General features: G+C 60.8%; 12 protein-coding genes and 2 pseudogenes. 10 read left to right on the forward strand and 4 right to left on the reverse strand.

Going from position 1 to position 19210, the window contains the following annotated elements; all coding sequences use genetic code 11:
* The first annotated feature begins 36 nt into the window (after nucleotides 1–36).
* The 3 genes from purD to ACIPSK_RS30445 all read left to right on the forward strand — a co-directional run bounded on the left by purD (nucleotide 37) and on the right by ACIPSK_RS30445 (nucleotide 4139).
* Complete coding sequence (gene purD / locus ACIPSK_RS30435) at nucleotides 37–1314, forward strand: phosphoribosylamine--glycine ligase (RefSeq protein WP_162118361.1); 1278 nt, start codon at nucleotides 37–39, stop codon at nucleotides 1312–1314.
* 99 nt (nucleotides 1315–1413) lie between these two features.
* Nucleotides 1414–1875 carry a plant virulence effector HPE1-like domain-containing protein gene (locus ACIPSK_RS30440; RefSeq protein ID WP_162118360.1) on the forward strand — a complete coding sequence of 154 codons (462 nt, stop codon included), beginning with the start codon at nucleotides 1414–1416 and terminating at the stop codon, nucleotides 1873–1875.
* A 440-nt stretch (nucleotides 1876–2315) separates the two neighbouring features.
* On the forward strand, nucleotides 2316–4139 hold the full coding sequence (locus tag ACIPSK_RS30445) for a methyl-accepting chemotaxis protein (protein ID WP_162118359.1): 1824 nt from the start codon (nucleotides 2316–2318) through the stop codon (nucleotides 4137–4139).
* Between the two features lie 78 nt (nucleotides 4140–4217).
* On the opposite strand, the pseudogene ACIPSK_RS30450 reads toward ACIPSK_RS30445, so the two are convergent.
* The 3 genes and pseudogenes from ACIPSK_RS30450 to glyS all read right to left on the reverse strand — a co-directional run bounded on the left by ACIPSK_RS30450 (nucleotide 4218) and on the right by glyS (nucleotide 7807).
* Nucleotides 4218–4705 (reverse strand): annotated as a pseudogene (locus tag ACIPSK_RS30450) (DUF523 domain-containing protein).
* Between the two features lie 191 nt (nucleotides 4706–4896).
* Nucleotides 4897–5655: a DUF695 domain-containing protein gene (locus ACIPSK_RS30455; protein WP_162118358.1), complete on the reverse strand. Its 759-nt coding sequence runs from the start codon at nucleotides 5653–5655 to the stop codon at nucleotides 4897–4899.
* 37 nt (nucleotides 5656–5692) lie between these two features.
* Complete coding sequence (gene glyS / locus ACIPSK_RS30460) at nucleotides 5693–7807, reverse strand: glycine--tRNA ligase subunit beta (protein WP_162118357.1); 2115 nt, start codon at nucleotides 7805–7807, stop codon at nucleotides 5693–5695.
* Between the two features lie 430 nt (nucleotides 7808–8237).
* On the opposite strand from glyS, the gene ACIPSK_RS30465 reads away from it, so the two are divergent.
* The 6 genes and pseudogenes from ACIPSK_RS30465 (at nucleotide 8238) to ubiA (ending at nucleotide 14886) form a co-directional block, all read left to right on the forward strand.
* Nucleotides 8238–10547, forward strand: coding sequence for a Tex family protein (locus ACIPSK_RS30465; RefSeq protein ID WP_162118356.1), 2310 nt, complete (start codon nucleotides 8238–8240; stop codon nucleotides 10545–10547).
* A 133-nt stretch (nucleotides 10548–10680) separates the two neighbouring features.
* Nucleotides 10681–11940 (forward strand): SAM-dependent methyltransferase, encoded by a 1260-nt coding sequence (locus ACIPSK_RS30470; RefSeq protein WP_017963048.1) that lies wholly within the window; start codon nucleotides 10681–10683, stop codon nucleotides 11938–11940.
* 67 nt (nucleotides 11941–12007) lie between these two features.
* On the forward strand, nucleotides 12008–12589 hold the full coding sequence (locus tag ACIPSK_RS30475) for a histidine phosphatase family protein (protein ID WP_162118355.1): 582 nt from the start codon (nucleotides 12008–12010) through the stop codon (nucleotides 12587–12589).
* A 50-nt stretch (nucleotides 12590–12639) separates the two neighbouring features.
* Nucleotides 12640–12833, forward strand: a pseudogene (locus tag ACIPSK_RS30480) (hypothetical protein); the annotation flags it as partial.
* A gap of 120 nt (nucleotides 12834–12953) precedes the next feature.
* Nucleotides 12954–13769, forward strand: coding sequence for a MipA/OmpV family protein (locus ACIPSK_RS30485; protein ID WP_162118354.1), 816 nt, complete (start codon nucleotides 12954–12956; stop codon nucleotides 13767–13769).
* A gap of 157 nt (nucleotides 13770–13926) precedes the next feature.
* Complete coding sequence (gene ubiA, locus ACIPSK_RS30490; protein ID WP_162118378.1) at nucleotides 13927–14886, forward strand: 4-hydroxybenzoate octaprenyltransferase; 960 nt, start codon at nucleotides 13927–13929, stop codon at nucleotides 14884–14886.
* A gap of 85 nt (nucleotides 14887–14971) precedes the next feature.
* On the opposite strand, the gene ACIPSK_RS30495 is transcribed toward ubiA, so the two are convergent.
* A complete protein-coding gene (locus tag ACIPSK_RS30495) occupies nucleotides 14972–15538 on the reverse strand; it encodes a DUF6101 family protein (RefSeq protein WP_162118353.1) in 567 nt (188 codons plus the stop codon).
* A gap of 300 nt (nucleotides 15539–15838) precedes the next feature.
* Between ACIPSK_RS30495 and ACIPSK_RS30500 the strand changes: the two genes are divergently transcribed.
* The gene (locus ACIPSK_RS30500; RefSeq protein ID WP_162118352.1) at nucleotides 15839–19174 is read left to right on the forward strand and encodes a DUF1217 domain-containing protein; all 3336 of its coding nucleotides are present in this window, start codon (nucleotides 15839–15841) and stop codon (nucleotides 19172–19174) included.
* Nucleotides 19175–19210 lie beyond the last annotated feature (36 nt).

Genomic DNA, 19210 nt, shown 5'->3' on the forward strand with positions numbered 1-19210 from the left:
CCCTTAACCGCCAGACGAAACAGGAAAGGGTCGCGCATGAAGGTTCTGTTGATCGGATCGGGCGGACGCGAGCATGCGCTCGCCTGGAAGCTGGCGCAATCGCCGTTGATGACGGAATTCTATGCTGCACCCGGCAATCCCGGCATTGCCGAACACGCCGTGCTGGTGCCCGTTGACATCGAGGATCACCAAGCGGTCGCGGCCTTCTGCAAGGACAAGGCGATCGATTTGGTCGTCGTCGGTCCGGAGGCGCCGCTGGTTGCCGGCCTCGCCGACCGGCTGCGCGCCGATGGCCTGGCGGTCTTCGGTCCCTCCGCTGCCGCAGCCCAGCTCGAGGGTTCCAAAGGCTTCACCAAGGATATCTGCGCCCGCTACGATATTCCGACAGGCGCCTACCAGCGCTTCAACAATGGACCGAAGGCCAAAGCCTATATCCGCGCCGAGGGTGTGCCGATCGTCGTCAAGGCTGATGGCCTTGCCGCCGGCAAGGGCGTAACGGTTGCGATGACGATCGAGGAAGCTTTGGCTGCTGTCGACGACTGCTTCGAAGGCGCCTTTGGCGCTGCCGGCGCCGAAGTCGTCGTCGAAGCCTATCTTGATGGCGAGGAGGCGAGCTTCTTCTGCCTCTGTGATGGCAAACATGTGCTGCCGCTCGCAACCGCCCAGGATCACAAGCGGGTGGGCGAGGGCGATACCGGCGTCAATACCGGCGGCATGGGCGCCTATTCGCCGGCGCCTGTGATGACCGCCGAAATGGTCGAGCGCACCATGAAGGAGATCATCGAGCCGACGATGCGCGGCATGGCCGAGAGCGGCCATCCCTTCTCCGGTGTGTTTTTCGCCGGTCTGATGATCACCAAGAAGGGGCCGGAACTGATCGAATACAATGTCCGCTTCGGCGACCCCGAATGCCAGGTGATGATGATGCGGTTGAAAAGCGATCTTCTGTCGCTGCTGCTCGCCACCGCCAACGGCACGCTCGATCAGGTCAACGCCGAATGGAGCGACGATCCGGCACTGACGGTGGTCATGGCGTCCAAGGGTTATCCCGGCGCTTACGAGAAGAATACGCCGATTCTCTCCCTGCCGGATGCAGGCGAGGGCGAGAAGGTGTTTCATGCCGGCACGGCTCTGAAGGACGGCGCACTGGTTGCGACCGGCGGCCGCGTGCTGAACGTCACCGCGTCAGGTAGCACGGTCGCCGAGGCCAAGAACCGCGCCTACGCGTTGCTCGACCGGGTAAGATGGGAAAACGGCTTTTGCCGGCGCGACATCGGCTGGCGGGCGATCGAGCGGGAAACCGGCTCGGAATGAGTATAAACCGGCCCGTTCTTTAAATTTTTACCCTTTCCCCTGACGGGATAGAAACAAAGCTGCGCTAATTTGCTCCCAAGATGAGACGGAGTAGCGTTGATGCGTCAGATTTTCCTCGGTGCGGCAATCCTGCTGATGGCAGGTTCTGCGATGGCGTCCTCGATCGAGGTGGTCGGCAAGACTGCGCCGCGCGCTGAAGGCAGCATCGTCACCGAAACCTGCGCCCATTGCCCGCCGCTCCAGACCGAGCTGACCAAGAGGGACTATACGGTGCCGGAGCTGAAGCCCGGCGTCCTCGAGGCGAGTGAAATCCGCGATGTCGGCGGTGAAAAGAAGATCTACCGCACCGAAGGCTGGATGGGTGGCTCGCCCGTCGTTTTCGTCAGCAAGGCGACGCCTGAATCCATGATTGCGGCCGCGCCGCCGGCGCCGCCGGTCGACGGCATCGACATGAATTCAACCACCGCGGCCGTCATTGGCGGCGACGCCAGGCCCGTTGCGGCAGGTATGGTGGAACAACCGGCAGCGCTTAACGCTTCCGAATTCAAGCTGCGTTTCTAGGAGCAACTTCCGGCAAAAGTGTTGAGCGGTTTTGCGTCCGGAATTGCCTAAACAACAAATTCCCTGCCCCCGCCTGATCAAGGTTTCGATCGTTTGGGGGTCCACCACAGGTGGGCCGAATGCACCCTCGATGAGCAGCGGGGGTGCATTCATGTTTTGATGCACCGGGCACGCTGAGAATTGAAAAGAGAAATGATATTTGGCCGGCCGATGAAAATCCGGCGGTCTGCCTTGTAACTTTACCCCCTGATTTTCAGGGAAGTTCACATCGCGAACAATAAAATTAAAGCTTTTTTATAGGGTGAGCATTAATTGATACTTTACCCGGTCGCAGCATGTTTATTTTAGCAGCGGTAGACGCGTCCTCTTTTTCGGCGCGCTCGCACAGGCGGTAGAAGACCGCACCGGAATGCAGCCATCCATTCCCGTTGCGAGGCGTCATGAAAAATTTGAAGATATCGAAGCAGCTCATATTGCTGGTCGTCGGCCTGATGATCGCCTTTGCGATCGCCACCTCCCTGCAGATCCGCTCCTCCGTCAACGCGATCTACAACGAACGCTACGACATGCTGCGGGCGGAGGTGCAGTCTGCGGTCTCTGTTCTCAAAATCTACCAGGCCAAAGTGAGTGCCGGCGAAATGACGCTGGAAGACGCCCAGAAGCAGGCTTACGCCACGGTCAATGCGATGAAATACGACCCCGATGGCTATTTCTTCGGCTATAGCTACGACATCCAGATGATGTTCCATTACGATGCGGCGAAAGTCGGTCAGGTCAACAAGGGCCAGCCGGACAGCAAAGGCAAGCTCTATCGCGAAGAGCTGGTCAAGCTCGGGCAGCAGGGCGGCGGTCTCGTCGAATATTATTCCACAGCCAAACCGGGCCACCCCGCTGGCGATTTTCGTAAGACGGCCTATGCACAGGCCTTCGATCCCTGGAAGGTCGTCGTCGTCACCGGCGTCTATATGGACGATCTCGATGCTCAGATAAACAGCACGATCCTGACCGCGCTCTCCGGCAGCATCGTTCTGTTCTTCCTTGCCATGACAGCCGCATACTTTGTCATCCGCGGTATATCGGGACCTCTCAACACCGTCCATGCCGCCCTGAAGGCCGTCGCCGAAGAGGATGTTTCGATCGCCATCCCGCATACCGGGATGAACAACGAAGTCGGCATGATGGCGAAGGCGACGTTGTCGCTGCAGGAAAAGATCAGGGAACGCCATCAGATGTCCGATCGCGAGGCGGCTCAGCAGCTGGCGCTGGAAAGCGAGCGCGAAAACAATCTGCGCCAGCAGCAGGATGAGACGACGCTCCAGGCGCGCGTGGTGGCAACGATTGGCCAGGCACTGGCGATGATTGCCCGTGGCGATCTCACCGTCCGCTGCGCCGATCTCGGCCAGAAGTATGCCGCCCTCCGCGATAACTTCAACGATGCGCTGTCGCATCTCGAAGCCGCCATGGCCAAGGTCAGCGCCAAGGGAACCGACATCGGCACCAGCAAGGAAGAGATCCGCCGCGCTTCGAACGAGCTGTCGCAGCGCACCGAGCGTCAGGCGGCCAGCCTGGAAGAGACTTCGGCCGCCCTCGATGAGCTCACCGTCGCCGTCCGCCAGACGGCCGATGGCGCCCACGAGGCGAGCAAGCGCGTCCACTCGGTCAGCACCGAGGCCACCCATAGCGATGCGATCGTCACCCAGGCGATCGAGGCGATGAGCGGCATCGAGAAGTCTTCCTCGGAGATCACCAAGATCATCGGCGTCATCGACGAGATCGCCTTCCAGACCAACCTTCTGGCGCTGAATGCCGGCGTCGAGGCAGCGCGTGCCGGCGAATCCGGCAAGGGTTTTGCGGTCGTCGCCCAGGAAGTGCGCGAACTTGCCCAGCGTTCCGCCGCGGCCGCCAAGGAGATCAAGGACCAGATCGCCCGCTCTTCCAGCCAGGTCGACCATGGCGTCCGTCTGGTCGGCGAGGCAGGCGAAGCGCTGAAGCGCATCTCCGATCAGATCAAGGCCGCCAACGAGATCGTCGCCAAGATCGCCCACAGCGCCTCCGAACAGGACACGACGCTGCGCTCGATCTCCTCGTCGATGAACCAGCTCGACGCCGCCACCCAACAGAATGCCGCCATGGCCGAGGAGACCACGGCATCGGCAGAGACGCTGGCCACGGATACCGACGAGCTGATCGACCTCATCCGCGGATTCCGCGTCAATGCCGAACGCACCGCTCCCGCCACACATCAGGGTCGCCGTGCCGCTTAAACGGCACGGAGACGAAAGCGTTTTCATCACCAAATTCTTAGCGGCCGTCGGTTCTCCGGCGGCCGTGCCTTTTGAAGCTCACTGCGCGATACGCTCGATCAACTGTTCGATGTCGCGATCGGAAAACACTTCGACACCGGCCGCTTTTAGCGCCGCCGCTGTCACGCCATTACCTGCCTGCTTGCGGCCGGAAAACGTGCCGTCATGGATGAATCCGGATCCGCAGGACGGGCTGCCGTCGATGAGCAGCGCATAACGGCAGCCGGCCTGCCTTGCGAGCGCCACGGCATTCTTTGCTGCTGCAGGAACTCTTCCGTCACGTCGGCGCCCGTCAGCTCGACAACCCGCGCTGTGCCGGCCAGCACCTCTTCGCCGGTTGCCGTCTCTGCGATCTCCGCCGGCGGCCGCGGCACCATCATGCCCGCCGACATCTCCGGACAGATCGTCACCAACCGGCCCTCGGACCGCCATGTCTCGATTACCGGATGAAGCAACGGCTTCGCCCGCCGATCATAGCGGACGGCGTGGCCCATGAGACAGGCGCTGACGAGAATCTTGCTCTGCATGTCTGCATGAATAACGCTACGTCGGCGGCAATGCCAGAGTCCGATCATCGTTCTCTACGCTCGATCGTCGCCCTGATCGGAAGTCCAGGAAGCCGCGGGCTCACTCGGACGATAGACATCGCGCCAATCGGGGTTCATGGCCTGAGCGAGATCGACCTTTCGGGATCGTGCTGTGGCCACTCGAAGCAAGTTCAAGGCGTGGGAATTCCTTTAGCCGGCGGAGATTCCCAGCCGTCATAGTCACCGCTGAATTCTCCCGCGAGATGGGTGAGCTTTACGGTAACCCTTGTGATTTCACTTGGCGCATCCCGGCGCGAGAATCTGATCGGCAATTTGCCGTCGACTTGGTCTGATGTAGTTTCATTATCGACGTGAAATCCATCGGCAAGAATTGCAGCTTTGAAATTCTGAAGCTCCGTCGGCGTGCTGAAATATGCGAAATGATGAATGAGCCGCGGCAGGTTTATGTCATCGCCCAGCGAAGTGAGCTTTTGGATTACCTTGTTGTCTTCAGCTTGCTGTAGATTGTCACCGCTGGGAGCTAGGACATGGCGATATACTGACCAACTCGTGTCCTGAATAACATGCTGATCGATGATATAGCTGGGAAATTGCTTTCTAGCCGTTTCGATAATGCCCCTCATCGCCGAGGCATTGGATGCATAAAAGAAGTATGTTGCTAGGCCATCGGATAGTTTATGGCCGACGAAGCGGATATTGCCGACGCTATCCGATTGACTGACAAGCCGATCTTCCAAGGCGTAGATGATCTCAGATTCATCATTTTGCGGTAATCCGTTTTCCCGAGGATGTTGGAGTTTCAACTCCACGGTCAAAAGCATTGGATAGGATGGGATGCGCTCAACCTGTCGATACTGAAGATCCACGGCGATTGCCGCCGGACTAGCGATATCAACACTGATGTAAACGCTCCAATCACCGCCGTCCAACGCCAATCCCCATCGTTAGATGTCGATATGAAAAGTCTTACCCCGAAATCTTCGAGAAATCCGCAACCGTTCCCGTTGCCTCGCGGATCAGCCGCAGCAGGGCGAGGCGGTTGGCGCGGATGGCGGCGTCCTCGTCGTTGACGAGCACGTCTTCGAAGAAGCGGTCGACCGGGCCGCGCAGCTTGGAGAGCGCTTCCATCGCCGAGCGGAAATCTTCTCCGGCAACCGCGTCCGACGCATCCTTCGAGGCGCTGGAGATGGCGGCGAACAGCTCCTTCTCGGCGTCGAGCTTCAGAAGCGCCTGCGACACGCCATCGGCGATCACCGTGCCCTTCTTTTCCTCGGCGGCAAGCAACTGCGTCGCCCGCTTGGTGCCGGCGAGCAGGTTCTTGCCGTCTTCCGAGGTGATGAAGGCCGTCAGCGCTTCGACGCGGCGCGCCACCATCAGCAGGTCGTCGGCATCTGAAGTCAGCACGGCGTCGATCAGATCGTGGCGAGCGCCCTGGTCGCGCAGATAGACCTTGAGGCGGTCATGGAAGAAGGAGAGCAGGTCGCCATCCCTTGTTGTTGCCAGCAGCGGCAGGCGGATCCTTCGCTCCAGCAGGATCCTGACGACGCCGAGTGCGGCACGCCTCAGTGCGAATGGATCCTTCGACCCTGTCGGCTTTTCATCGATCGCCCAGAAGCCGATCAGCGTATCGAGCTTGTCGGCAAGGGCGATCGTGATCGCCACTCTGTCCTCCGGCACGCGGTCCGACGGACCCTGCGGCTTGTAGTGATCCTCGATCGCTGCGGCAACGGAGGCATCCTCACCCTGCAGCACCGCATATTTGCGGCCCATCAAGCCCTGCAGTTCCGGGAATTCGCCAACCGCTTCGGTGCGCAGATCGGCCTTTGCAAGCACGGCGGCGCGATCGGTGAGAGCCGCATCGGCGCCGGTGATATCAGCCAATTGCTTGGCCAGGGCTCGGATGCGGGCGACGCGTGCGCCCTGCGTGCCGAGCTTGGCATGGAAGGTCACATCGAGCGCATCGAGCTTGGCCATGCGCTGGTCGAGCGGCTTGTTGATGTCGAGGCCGAACTTTGCCGCTGAAGCGGAGAGCATCTCAAGATCCGGCAGATTGCCCTGGTCGCGCTTCCAGAAATGCAGCGCATCGGAAAGCCTTGCCCGCACCACCTTGCCGTTGCCGTGGACGATTTCCTTGCCGCCGTCGCTCGCCTGGATGTTGGAGACGAGGATGAACTTGTTCGACAGCGTCTCGCTGCCGCTCGCGCGCGTCACGAAACACTTTTGGTTGGTCTTGATCGTCAGCCGGATAATTTCGGAGGGGATCGAGAGGTAATCCTCCTCGAAACTGCCCATCAGCACCTGCGGCCATTCGACGAGGCCGGAGACTTCCTCCAGCAGGCCTTCGTCTTCCACCAGCTCAAGCCCGTTGGCAAAGGCGATATCGCGGGCGTCGTGCAGGATGATGTCCTTGCGCCGCTCGGCATCGAGGATAACCTTCGCCTTTTCCAGGTTCGCCGCATAATCGTCGAAGCGTCGCACCGTGATCGCCTCGGGCGCGTGAAAACGGTGGCCGTAGGTGATGTTGGAGGCAGTGATGCCGTCGATCTCGAAGGGGATGATGGTGGTCTCTTCATGCTCCGGGCCGAAGGTGCAGACGATCGACTGCAGCGGCCGCACCCAGCGCAGCGCACCGGGCTTCGACGAGGCCTTGCCCCAGCGCATCGACTTCGGCCAGGGAAAATCGCGGATGATGCCGGGTATCACATCGGTGACGATCTCTTCCGTTGCGCGGCCAGGCTTGGAGATGACCGCGACGTAGAAATCGCCCTTCTTCGGATCGCTCACCACCTGCGCCTCGGAGACCGAGGAAAGGCCGGCGCCGCGCAAAAAGCCTTCGATCGCCTTTTCGTTGGCGTCGGTGCGCGGTCCCTTGCGTTCCTCGCGCACATCGGCGGAGCGGGCCGTCAGGCCATGGATGTCGAGCGCAAGCCGCCGCGGCGTCCAATATTCGCGCGCGCCCTCGTAGGACAGGCCCGCTTCGACAAGCGCATCGGTGACGAGCTTCTTCAGGTCGCCGGCAGCCTTGCGCTGCATGCGGGCCGGAATCTCTTCGGAGCGGAGTTCGAGAAGAAGGTTTGGCATGTCAATCTTTTCCTTGCGCCCGCGGGCAGGGCGATCCAAAAACGTTGCTTCTGCTATCAAAGAATGCCGCATCTGCACAACCGCAAAAACGGACGAGAGCGATGGGGCGGGGCGACCGGCGGGCGTGTTGCCGCGTGGCCCCCTCATCCGCCCTGCCGGGCACCTTCTCCCCGATGGGTAGAAGGGGAGTTGCGGCAGCGATCCATTCTTGCCACTGCCGTTTGTGATGGAGGAAAGCAGTGCGGCATATCCCTTCTCCCCTCGGGGAGAAGATGCCGGCAGGCAGATGAGGGGGCCACACGGCAACACGCCGATGGATCCCCCAATCCATTAACTTCCGCTGTGAAAACCACAGTCGGGCATTGCCTTGCCGCTTTTCGCCGCTATGGTCCCGCCACCTCTGTCGAAACAGGAAATCCCCAGGAACCCCATGGCAGCAGACCTCCGTTTTCTCGCAGCCCGCATCTCCGCCGAAATCAGCGCCCGGCCCGAACAGGCCAAAGCCGCCATCGAGCTGCTCGACGAGGGCGCAACCGTGCCCTTCATCGCCCGCTACCGCAAGGAAGTGACGGGCGGGCTGGATGATACACAGTTGCGCAATCTCGCCGAGCGGCTGGTCTATCTGCGCGAACTCGAAGCCCGGCGCGACGCGATCGTCGAATCGATCACCGGCCAGGGCAAGATGACCGACGAGCTGATGGCCAAGGTCGCAGGCGCCGAAACCAAGGCCGAGCTTGAAGATCTCTATCTGCCCTACAAGCCGAAGCGCCGCACGCGGGCAGAAATCGCCCGTGAACGCGGCCTCGGCCCGCTCGCCGAGATGATCCTCGCCGACCGCGCCAGGGAACCGGCGGTGCTGGCCGAAGGCTTCGTCACCGCTGATGTGCCCGATGTGAAGACGGCGCTCGAGGGCGCGCGCGATATCATCGCCGAAGGCATTGCCGAAAATGCCGACCTGCTCGGCAGGTTGCGCGCTCATATGCGCCAAGCCTCATTGCTGAAGGCGAAAGTCGTCGACGGCAAGCAGGCGACGGGCGAGAAGTTTTCCGATTATTTCGACCATTCCGAACGCTGGGCGACCGCCCCCGGCCACCGCGCGCTCGCCATGCTGCGCGGCTGGAACGAGGAGGTGCTGACGTTGACGATCGAGGCCGACGCCGAGACGGCCTCCCCGAACAAGCCGGTCGAGCGCATGATCGTGGCGGCATACGAGATCGGTACCAGCCGTCCCGGCGACCGCTGGCTGATGGAGGTCGCAAGCTGGACCTGGCGCGTCAAGCTTTCCATGTCGCTCTCGCTCGACCTGATGCGGGAACTGCGCGAAAGGGCGGAAGAGGAGGCGATCCATGTCTTCGCCCGCAATCTCAAGGATCTGCTGCTGGCCGCGCCCGCCGGCTCGCGCGCGACGATGGGTCTCGATCCGGGCATCCGCACCGGCGTCAAGGTCGCCGTCGTCGACGGCACCGGCAAGGTGGTGGCGACATCGACCGTCTATCCCTTCCAGCCGAGGAACGATGTGCGCGGCGCCCAGGTCGAGCTGGCCTCGCTGGTCCGCAAGCACAATGTCGAGCTGATCTCGATCGGCAACGGCACCGGCAGCCGCGAAACCGAAAAACTGGTGGCCGACATGCTGGCCGATTTGCCGGCGCCGAAGCCGACCAAGGTCATCGTTTCGGAAGCCGGCGCCTCGGTCTATTCCGCCTCGGCGACCGCTGCTGCTGAATTCCCTGATCTCGACGTGTCGCTGCGCGGCGCCGTCTCCATCGCGCGGCGCCTGCAGGATCCGTTGGCCGAACTCGTCAAGATCGAGCCGAAGTCGATCGGCGTTGGCCAGTATCAGCACGACGTCGACCAGCAGAAACTGTCGCGTTCGCTCGATGCCGTGGTGGAAGATGCGGTGAATGCCGTCGGTGTCGATCTCAACACCGCGTCTGCGCCGCTGCTCTCGCGCGTCTCCGGCCTCGGCCCGTCGATCGCCGACGCCATCGTTCGCCACCGCGACAGCGAAGGCCGTTTCGAGACGAGAAAGGATCTCCTGAAGGTCGCCCGCCTCGGCGGCCGCACCTTCGAGCAATGCGCCGGCTTCCTGCGCATTCCCAACGGCAAGGAGCCGCTCGATTCCTCTTCGGTGCATCCGGAGGCTTACGGCGTCGCCAAAAAGATCGTCGCCGCCTGCGGCCGGGATCTGCGCGCGCTGATGGGTGATAGTGCCGTCTTGAAATCGGTCGATCCACGCCAGTTTATCGACGAGAAATTTGGCCTGCCGACGGTCAGGGACATCATCGCGGAGCTGGAAAAGCCCGGCCGTGACCCGCGTCCGAGCTTCAAGACCGCGACCTTCGCCGAGGGCGTCAACGAAATTTCCGACCTGACGCCCGGCATGGTGCTGGAAGGCACGGTGACCAATGTCGCCGCCTTCGGCGCCTTCGTCGATATCGGCGTGCACCAGGATGGTCTGGTGCATGTGTCCCAGCTTGCCGATCGCTTCGTCAAGGATCCCCACGAGGTCGTCAAGGCGGGCGATGTCGTCAAGGTGCGGGTTGTCGAAGTCGATGCCAAGCGCAAGCGCATCGGTCTTTCCATGCGACGCGACGATGGTTCATCGGCGCCGCCGCCGCGCGGTGATTCTCGTCCAAACCAAGGGGCGCGGCCGCAGAACGAACGCCGGCCTGCGGCTCAGAAACCGGAAAGCCAGGGCGCATTCGGCGCGGCACTTGCCGAAGCCATGAAGCGAAAATAGGGGTTTAGCCGGCATTTCGGCAAAAATGCAACAGTTTGGCAGCGTTCTGAACGGAGTGCTAAATCCGGCGCTTGTAAGGCGAAAGAGAGCGACTAAGTTGATGTGACCATCCTGTCACATTTGCGAGGCGTGCATGGCGTCGGCATTCTTATCGATCGTCCAGCAAATCGTCCGCAAGGGTTCATTGAAACTTACCCTTGCCAATGGCGAAACCCACACGATCGGCGACGGCACGGGTGAACCCGTTGTCGCTCGCCTTGCCGATCAGGAGGCCGAGGACGCCATCCGGCGCGACCCGACCATGAAGCTCGGTGAAATGTACATGCAAGGCCGGTTCATTCTCGAACAGGGCAACATCTACGATTTCCTGTCGCTGGTGAAACAGAACACCACCAATGAAATCTTCGATTTCAAGATGGCGGCACTGCTGCTTGGCCGCATTGCCTGGCAGCAGCTGAAGAGCCGCGTGCCGGTCAATCGCAACAAGCACAATGTCGCCCATCATTACGACCTGTCGGCCAAGCTCTTCGATCTTTTCCTCGACGAGGACTGGCAATATTCCTGCGCCTATTTCGAACCCGCCGGCATCAGTCTCGATGAGGCGCAGCTCGCCAAGAAGCGCCATATCGCCGCCAAGCTTCTGCTCGAGCCGAACCAGCGCATCCTGGAGATCGGCTCCGGCTGGGGTGGCATGGGCATGTACCTGACGGAGGCGACCGAAGGTGCCGAGTTCACCGGCATCACACTGAGCGAGGAGCAGCTCAAGGTCTCGCGCACGCGCGCCGAAAAGCGGGGCCTTGCCGACCGGGTGCGGTTCGAACTGCAGGACTACCGCACCATGACCGGCCGGAAGTTCGACCGCATCGTCTCGGTCGGCATGTTCGAACATGTCGGCATCGGCAATTACGGCAACTTCTTCCGTAAGGTGTCGGATCTCCTCGACGACAACGGTGTGATGGTGCTGCATTCGATCGGCCGCCCGAAGCCGAGCTTTGCCACCAATGCCTTCATCGAGAAATATATCTTTCCCGGCGGCTATATCCCGTCCGTCGGCGAGGTCGTGCCGCCGCTCGAAAAAGCAGGGCTGCTGGTCAAGGATATCGAAATCCTGCCGATGCATTATGCCTATACGCTGCGCCATTGGCGCGAGCGTTTCGTGGCGCGCAAGGCCGAAGCCGTGGCGCTTTACGACGAGCAATTCTTCCGCATGTGGGAATTCTATCTGGCCGGTTCGGAAATGGGCTTCCGCTGGGACGAGCTCTTCATCCTGCAGATCCAGATCGCCAAGAACCAGTTCGCCGTTCCCGACAATCGCAATTACATCGCCCGCAACGAAGCCAAGCTGAAGGAATTCGAGGCGAGGCGCGCCCCGCTGGAAAAGGTGACGTTCTAATCCCGCGGAAGTGCTGCTTCCGCTGGCGGTTTAGCCGAGGGACCGATTCTCATGAAAGGACGTGCCGATGAGCAGTGCGTTTCCCGAGACCTATCTGGTCCGCCACGGTGAAACCGAATGGAGCCTGTCCGGGCGCCATACCGGACGCAGCGATATTCCCTTGACGGCGAACGGCGAGGCTGCCGCCCGCAAACTCGCCGGCCGGCTGGCGGGCCTTACCTTCTCCGCCGTCTGGTCGAGCCCGTCCGAGCGGGCTCGCAAGACCTGCGCGCTCGCCGGCTTCGGATCGGACGCGGTGATCAAGGACGATCTCGCCGAATGGGACTACGGCGCTTATGAAGGCATCACCACAAAGGCGATTCTGGCGGAGCGCCCCGGCTGGCAGCTCTTTCGCGACGGTTGCCCAAATGGCGAATTCGCCGCCGATGTCGGCGCCCGCGCCGACGCCGTCATCCATGCGCTTCGCGAAACGGCCGGCACCACCCTCATCTTCTCCAGCTCGCATTTCCTCCGCGTCCTCGCTGCCCGCTGGCTCGGTCTGCCGCCGGAAGGCGGCGCGTATTTCTCGCTCGATACGACAAGTATCAGCGTGCTCGGCTACGAGCACGATCTGATCGAACCGGTCATCCGCCGCTGGAACCAGAGATAGGGAAGCGGGGGAGTGGTTTTGCGGAATTCGATAGTAGATGCCACCAGGGTGTGGCCCCCTCATCCGACCCTTCGGGCCACCTTCTCCCCGAGGGGAGAAGAGGGGAGGAAGGCGCGCCGACACTGCCAAACGAACCCGCCTGCTCAACGGTACGCCATCCAATGGGGTTGCTGACGAAGCGGCGTTCTCCCTCTTCTCCCCTCGGGGAGAAGGTGCCCGTAGGGCGGATGAGGGGGCCGCAGGGCACCGACTTTCATGAGCGCCCTTTGTTTCACCGTGGTTAACATTGGGGTAACGACATCAGGATAGATGTAGCGAGCGCCGCCCTCCGCGGCTTTGTTTTTGCTTTTTCTGGAGTGTGGACGTGTCTCATCGATCAGTCGTATCGATCTCTTTAGCTATTGCCATTTCATCTCTAGGTTCGGCGGCCGCCGCCCAGGAAAGCGGCCAGCACTTCTGGTCCGGCGACTGGTATTTGAGCGTCGGTGTCGCCGGCTTCTCCGCCCCGAAATTCGAGGGCTCGTCGCACAACGAATTCAAGTTCAGCCCGCTGATCTCGGTTGGCCGCCAAGGCGCCGGCCAGCGTTTTTCGTCGCGTAACGATAATCCTTCTTTCGCCCTCATTGACAAGGGTGCCTTCCGTGCCGGCATCGTCGGCAGATTCGTGCCGTCGCGCGATGACGGCGACGGCAGCGAGCTGAAGGGCTTGAAGAAGGTCAAATGGGGGGCGGAAGCCGGCGGTTTCGTCGAGGTCTACCCCACAGATTTCCTGCGCGCCCGCGCCGAAGTCCGCCAGGGCATCCGCGCGCATGACGGCATCGTCGCCGATCTCGCGGTCGATGCCTTCACCGATATCGCGCCCGACCTGCAACTATCAGGCGGTCCGCGCGCGACCTTCGCCACCAGCGGCTATTACGACGCCTATTACGGCGTCAACGCCAAGCAGGCAGCGGCAAGCGGCCTTGATCCTTATAAGCCGTCGTCGGGCATCCAGTCTTATGGCGCCGGCACGGCGCTCACTTGGAAGGCGACGGAAAACCTCTCTGCCAGTTCCTTCCTCGAATACAAGCGGCTGGCAGGTCCTGCCGCCGACAGCAGTCTCGTGCGCGAGCGCGGCTCGAAGAACCAGGTCTTGATCGGGGTCTCGGCGACCTACAAGTTCAATTTCTCACTGCAGTGATTGACGGCGCTGCGGGCCTTTCCGGACATGCGGCGCTGTAACACTTTGAATTGCCACATGACTTCGCCGGGATCGATTCCGGTCTGAGGAATGATGCAAGTGGCATTGCAATGATCGCGTCTTGACCGGATCGGTGGCCCGCCGCTAGATGAGCGGCATGCACGATACCGGCGATTTCAACGATCGCGTCTCCGACGCACCTTCCGATAACTGGGTCTACCGGATCCTGCCGCCATGGCTTTGGCCCTATGCGCAGCTCGCGCGCTGGGATCGCCCGATCGGCTGGCAGTTGCTGATGTGGCCGTGCTTCTGGTCGGCAACACTTGCCGCCAATGCGGCGATCGGTGAGGGGATCTATTCCGGCAGTGTGCTGGTGTCTCACCTGTTCCTCTATTTCATCGGCGCGGTCGCCATGCGCGGCGCCGGCTGCACCTATAACGATCTCGTCGACCACCAGATCGACATGGAAGTGGCGCGCACGCGGTCGCGTCCGCTCCCCTCCGGCCGCGTCACCCGTCGACGGGCGAAGATCTTCATCGGCTTGCAGGCGCTGGTCGGCCTCTTCGTGCTGCTGCAGTTCAACTGGCTCAACGTCTTCCTCGGCGTTCTCTCGCTCGGGATCGTGGCGTTCTATCCTTATGCCAAACGCTTCACCGACTGGCCGCAATTCTACCTCGGACTTGCCTTCTCCTGGGGCGCGCTGATGGGCTGGGCCGGCATTTTCGGCGGCCTCTCCTTTGCCGCCATCCTGCTCTACGCCGCCTCCGTCGCCTGGACGATCGGTTACGATACGATCTATGCGCATCAGGATAAGGAGGATGACGAGCTGATCGGCGTCCGCTCCACTGCGCGCCTGTTCGGCGACAGGACGCGGCAATGGCTGATCGGACTTTATGGACTGACGCTGGTGCTGATGTTTATCGCTTTCGCTCTCGCCGGTGCCAATCTCATCGCGTTCCTGGCCTTGCTCGGTGCGGCCGGCATGTTCGCCTGGCAGATCATCCGGCTCGATATCAACGATGCCGACCAGTGCCTGGCGCTCTTCAAGTCAAACAACCGCGTCGGCCTGATCATCTTCTTCGGCCTCTTCATATCGCTGCTGTTTGCCATTCCCTGATTGGGACGATGGATGAAAACGATAAACCCGGCGCGGGCGCCGGGTTCAAAATCGTATTGCCAAATCGGGACTTTCGCGGTTTCGCTTAGGTCCGGGCGATGATTTCCTTACCTTCGATCTTCATGGCGACGCCCAGCCGGCCGGTGGTGCGGCGCACGAGGAAGCGCGGACGGCGATTGGCGAAGTAGGAATGACGGCGGCGCGGCTTGAGATCGCCGGTGCGTAAGGCACCAATATGGTCTTCGAGCGGCCGGGCGACACCATCGGCCTCGACCATCAGCATCGGAATGCGGAAGGCTTCGGACCAACTGCGCCAGTCGGCAGCGATGTCGCTGAGATCATGGGCGACGAGCAGCGGAATGCAGAGCTCCGGATCGGTGTGATGGAGTTCGAGGGTTACGGTGACATCGCCGTCGCCATGGTCGATGGCGCGGGCGGCGACACCTTTGAAAACGCGCTTCGGCAGCGCAATCGAGAGCGGCAGGCCGCTGGAGGGGAGGACCTTGCGCAGGACCGCACCGCGTTCGTCTATCGTGATATTGACGTCATCCGAACAATCGTGGATGGCATAGCTGACCTGCTGGGGAAAGCGGGTCGGATCGAGGCGCAACGTCGTGCCAGCCCAGGCGGGCTTCATAACGGGATTGTTCATTTCATTCTACCCTTGTCTTACCTGAGAGCCGATTTCCGGTCTTCTCCTTGGGACTTTTCGTCCTCTATGGCCGACAATAGGCAGCCGCCGTTCCGTACAGCTTAAAAATTGCGGTTAAGAAAACTTTGCCTCCTCTGATGGTTATCAAAACCGAATCCGGCAAGGTTTCCGGAAGGTGAACGGTGTGGTGTCCTGAAATGATGCATCCAGAGGTAAGCCTCAGGTAAGCTTTCCATGGCAAAATGTGCTCACCAGCAGTTCGTCTTTCTTTTAGAAATTTGGGTGAAAAGGGCGCTTTTCATGATCTCGGCTTCCCTCGCTTACACGATCCTGTCGCGGGATATGACGTCCAGCCTCAACAAGGTTGCGTCGCAGGCGACGGTCAAGAAGGATGCTCAGTACTACGCCGACCATATCAACAAGGTCGAAAACGTCGACGATTTCCTCGGCGACTACAAGCTCTATAGCTATGCAATGAAGGCCTATGGTCTCGAGGATATGACCTATGCCAAGGCCTTCATGAAGAAGGTGCTCGAAAGCGACCTCACAGACCCCAACAGCTACGCCAACAAGCTTTCCGATACGCGTTATCGCGAGTTTGCCGCCGCCTTCAATTTCAACGCGCCGGCCAAGGATGTGCAGACCGACGCGCAGGAGGACGACCTGATCGGCCTCTACAAACAGTCCTTCGTCGATGCCGACAAGGCCGCCAGCGCTGAGAGCACCTATTACAGCAACAATATCGATAGCGTGCAGACCGTCGACGACCTGGTCAACAACGCCCGGCTGCGCACCTATGTGCTGAAGACCTTCAAGATTGATCCGACCTATGCGTCGAAGGATTTTCTGCGGCAGGTGCTGACGAGCGATCTCAGCGACGCCACGAGCGTCGTCAACACGCAAGGCGGCGACAAGTACAAGGCGCTTGCCGCCCAGTTCAGCTTCAATGCCGACGGCACCGTCACCGGCACGGCGCAGACCGCCGCGCAGAAGGCCTCGGTCATCGAATCCTACACCCTGAATTCCCAGTCGGTCATCATCGACAATTCGGTCGGTTCGGACGTCTATTACGTCGGCCAGACGGCGGCCGATTACAACAAGGCCTATTACACGGCGAAGATCGGCACGATCACCAATGTCGACGATCTGGTCGCCGACAAGCGCCTGACCTCTTATATCACGACGGCCTACAGCATGGGCGCCGACTTCACCGCCGCAGCGCTGCGCACGGTGCTGACCGATCCCAATTATGCCCAGCTGATGGGCTTTACCAATGTTTACAACGCTTTCAACTTCAAGGCTGACGGGTCGGCCTCCAGCACGGCGCGCGTCCAGACGCTCGATCAGGCAAACAGTCTGAAGGCGGCCGCATCGAACACGAACAACTATTATACCGTCACCTCACAGTCGAGCGGCATCACCAATGTCGACGACCTGCTCGCCGACAGCGTGCTGGCGCGCTATATCAAGGATGCCTACGGTCTCGGCACAGGTTTCAGCAATGCTGACCTGAAGAACATCCTGACCGATTCGGCCTATGCCGCGGCCCAGGGCCATTCCGATCTCAATGCCGACTTCAACTTCCAGGCGGACGGTTCGATCAACGGTTCCGCGATCCAGACCGCGGCGCAGCGGAAATCGACGACCGACAAGTCAGCGGCGAATGCAGCACATTTCAACAGCATGATCGGCAACGTCACCAATGTCGACGACATCATGTCCGATGCGGTTGCGGTCAGCTATATCAGAAACAGCATGCAGATCGCAGACGGCGTCTCCGATGCGACATTGAGGACTTTCCTCGTCGATCCCACCGCGGCCAGCGCCCAGGGCTACAGCGACGTTCACAACCTCTTCAATTTCAAAGCGGACGGTTCGGTCGCGACCCTTTACGCCTCGCAGAGCGCGACGCAAAGCGCCAGCACCACCAGCAAGGCCGACAATGCGGCAGTCTACTACCAGTCGACCATCGCCGGCATCTCAAACGTCGATCAGTTGCTGGCGGACCAGAAGCTGAACAATTTCGTCCGCAACGCCTACGGCATCCCGTCGACCGTCAACGACGTCGCTCTTCGCGCTATCCTGACCGATCAAAGCGGCACCGGAACCTATGCCGACGTCGCCGCCGCCTTCAATTTCAAGGCGGACGGCACGCTTGAGGACGGCATGGCGGCGCAGAGCGCGACCCAGATCAGCAGCACCAAATTTGCCGCCTCGGCGCGCACCGATGATTATTCCGCCAGGATGTCGACGATCGGCAATGTCGATGATCTGCTTGCCGACAGCGCCATGACCAATTTCCTGAAGAGCACCTACAATCTGCCGTTCAGTATTTCGGACGCCGATCTGAAGAGCATCCTGACCGATGCGACGGCCGCTGCCGCAGCCGGCCATGCCGACCTCAATGCCGACTTCAATTTTGCCGCCGACGGATCGCTTCCTGTCCTCAGTTCGGCCCAGACGGCCGATCAGGCACAGACCACCAACGACAATTATGCGGCGCGCTACGACGACGAACGCGACGAGGCGATCGACGAGGTTGCATCCAACTACCAGAAGCTTATGGCCGACAGCAGCAGTCTGCTGAATTTCTCCGACGTCAACAGTGTCAATGATTTCCTGCGCAGCAATTCGTCGGCCGATTTCAGCAAGAGCAACGACAAGCTGCCGGATCTCTTCCATGTGGCGCTGCAGGCCTTCGGTCTGACCGACCAGGAGGTCTCGCGCTCGATGATGCGCAAGATCCTGACGAGCGATGCCTATGATCCGAATGGCTATGTCGCCTCGCTCAAGGATGAACGTATCACCAATCTTGCCCGGGCCTTCAATTTCGGCCCCGACGGCAAGGCGGCATCACCCTTCCAGGCGCTCCCCGACGCGACCATGGCCAAATATGCCACCGACTATCGATCGCATATCACCATGCTGATGAAGGACGGTCCGGTGAAGGACAAGGCGGCGAAGGACGCGACGGCTGAAGTCAACTATTTCGCAAAGGGCATGGCGAAGGTGAAGTCGCTCGATGATTTCCTCGACGACAGCCGCCTGACCGGCCTGGTGCTGAAGGCGAACAACCTTGATCCGAAGGATTACGATAAGGCGACGCTCAAGAAGATCTTCACATCCGATCCAGATGACAAGAAGAGCTATCTCAACGCCACCGCCGATGCACGTTTCAAGGATATCGTCGCCGCCTTTAACTTCGACAAGGATGGCAATCTGACCCGCGCCAAGATCGGCACCGTCCAGAACAAGGCGGCCGAGGAGCACACCCAGGAGCTCTACGTCAAGCAGACGATGGAAACCCAGGAAGGCGAAACCAACGACGGCGTGCGCCTGGCGCTCTATTTCGGCCGCAAGGCCCCGAGCATCACCTCGATCTATTCGATCCTCGGCGACAAGGCGCTCTATCAGGTCATCACAACAGCCTACAGCCTGCCGTCGCAGATCTCGGGCATGGATGTCGCCAAGCAGGCCGATCTCATCAACCGTTTCGTCAAGCTCGAGGATCTCCAGGATCCGAAGAAGGTCGACAAGCTGCTGCGCCGGTTTACCGCGATGTACGACGTCCAGAACGCCACCCAGCAGTCGCCGGCGCTGATGATCCTGACCGGCGGCGGCACGCAGCAGTCCTAAGGCAATTCCGAGCAGAGCGCTTGACGCGGATGGCCG

The organism is Rhizobium sp. LARHSG275, assembly GCF_052871115.1.

Bases quoted from the DNA above. Each gene is read 5' to 3' on its own strand.
- purD (WP_162118361.1), top strand. From the start codon at position 37: ATGAAGGTTCTGTTGATCGGATCGGGCGGACGCGAGCATGCGCTCGCC.
- ACIPSK_RS30440 (WP_162118360.1), top strand. From the start codon at position 1,414: ATGCGTCAGATTTTCCTCGGTGCGGCAATCCTGCTGATGGCAGGTTCT.
- ACIPSK_RS30445 (WP_162118359.1), top strand. From the start codon at position 2,316: ATGAAAAATTTGAAGATATCGAAGCAGCTCATATTGCTGGTCGTCGGC.
- glyS (WP_162118357.1), bottom strand. From the start codon at position 7,807: ATGCCAAACCTTCTTCTCGAACTCCGCTCCGAAGAGATTCCGGCCCGC.
- ACIPSK_RS30465 (WP_162118356.1), top strand. From the start codon at position 8,238: ATGGCAGCAGACCTCCGTTTTCTCGCAGCCCGCATCTCCGCCGAAATC.
- ACIPSK_RS30470 (WP_017963048.1), top strand. From the start codon at position 10,681: ATGGCGTCGGCATTCTTATCGATCGTCCAGCAAATCGTCCGCAAGGGT.
- ACIPSK_RS30475 (WP_162118355.1), top strand. From the start codon at position 12,008: ATGAGCAGTGCGTTTCCCGAGACCTATCTGGTCCGCCACGGTGAAACC.
- ubiA (WP_162118378.1), top strand. From the start codon at position 13,927: ATGCACGATACCGGCGATTTCAACGATCGCGTCTCCGACGCACCTTCC.
- ACIPSK_RS30495 (WP_162118353.1), bottom strand. From the start codon at position 15,538: ATGAACAATCCCGTTATGAAGCCCGCCTGGGCTGGCACGACGTTGCGC.
- ACIPSK_RS30500 (WP_162118352.1), top strand. From the start codon at position 15,839: ATGATCTCGGCTTCCCTCGCTTACACGATCCTGTCGCGGGATATGACG.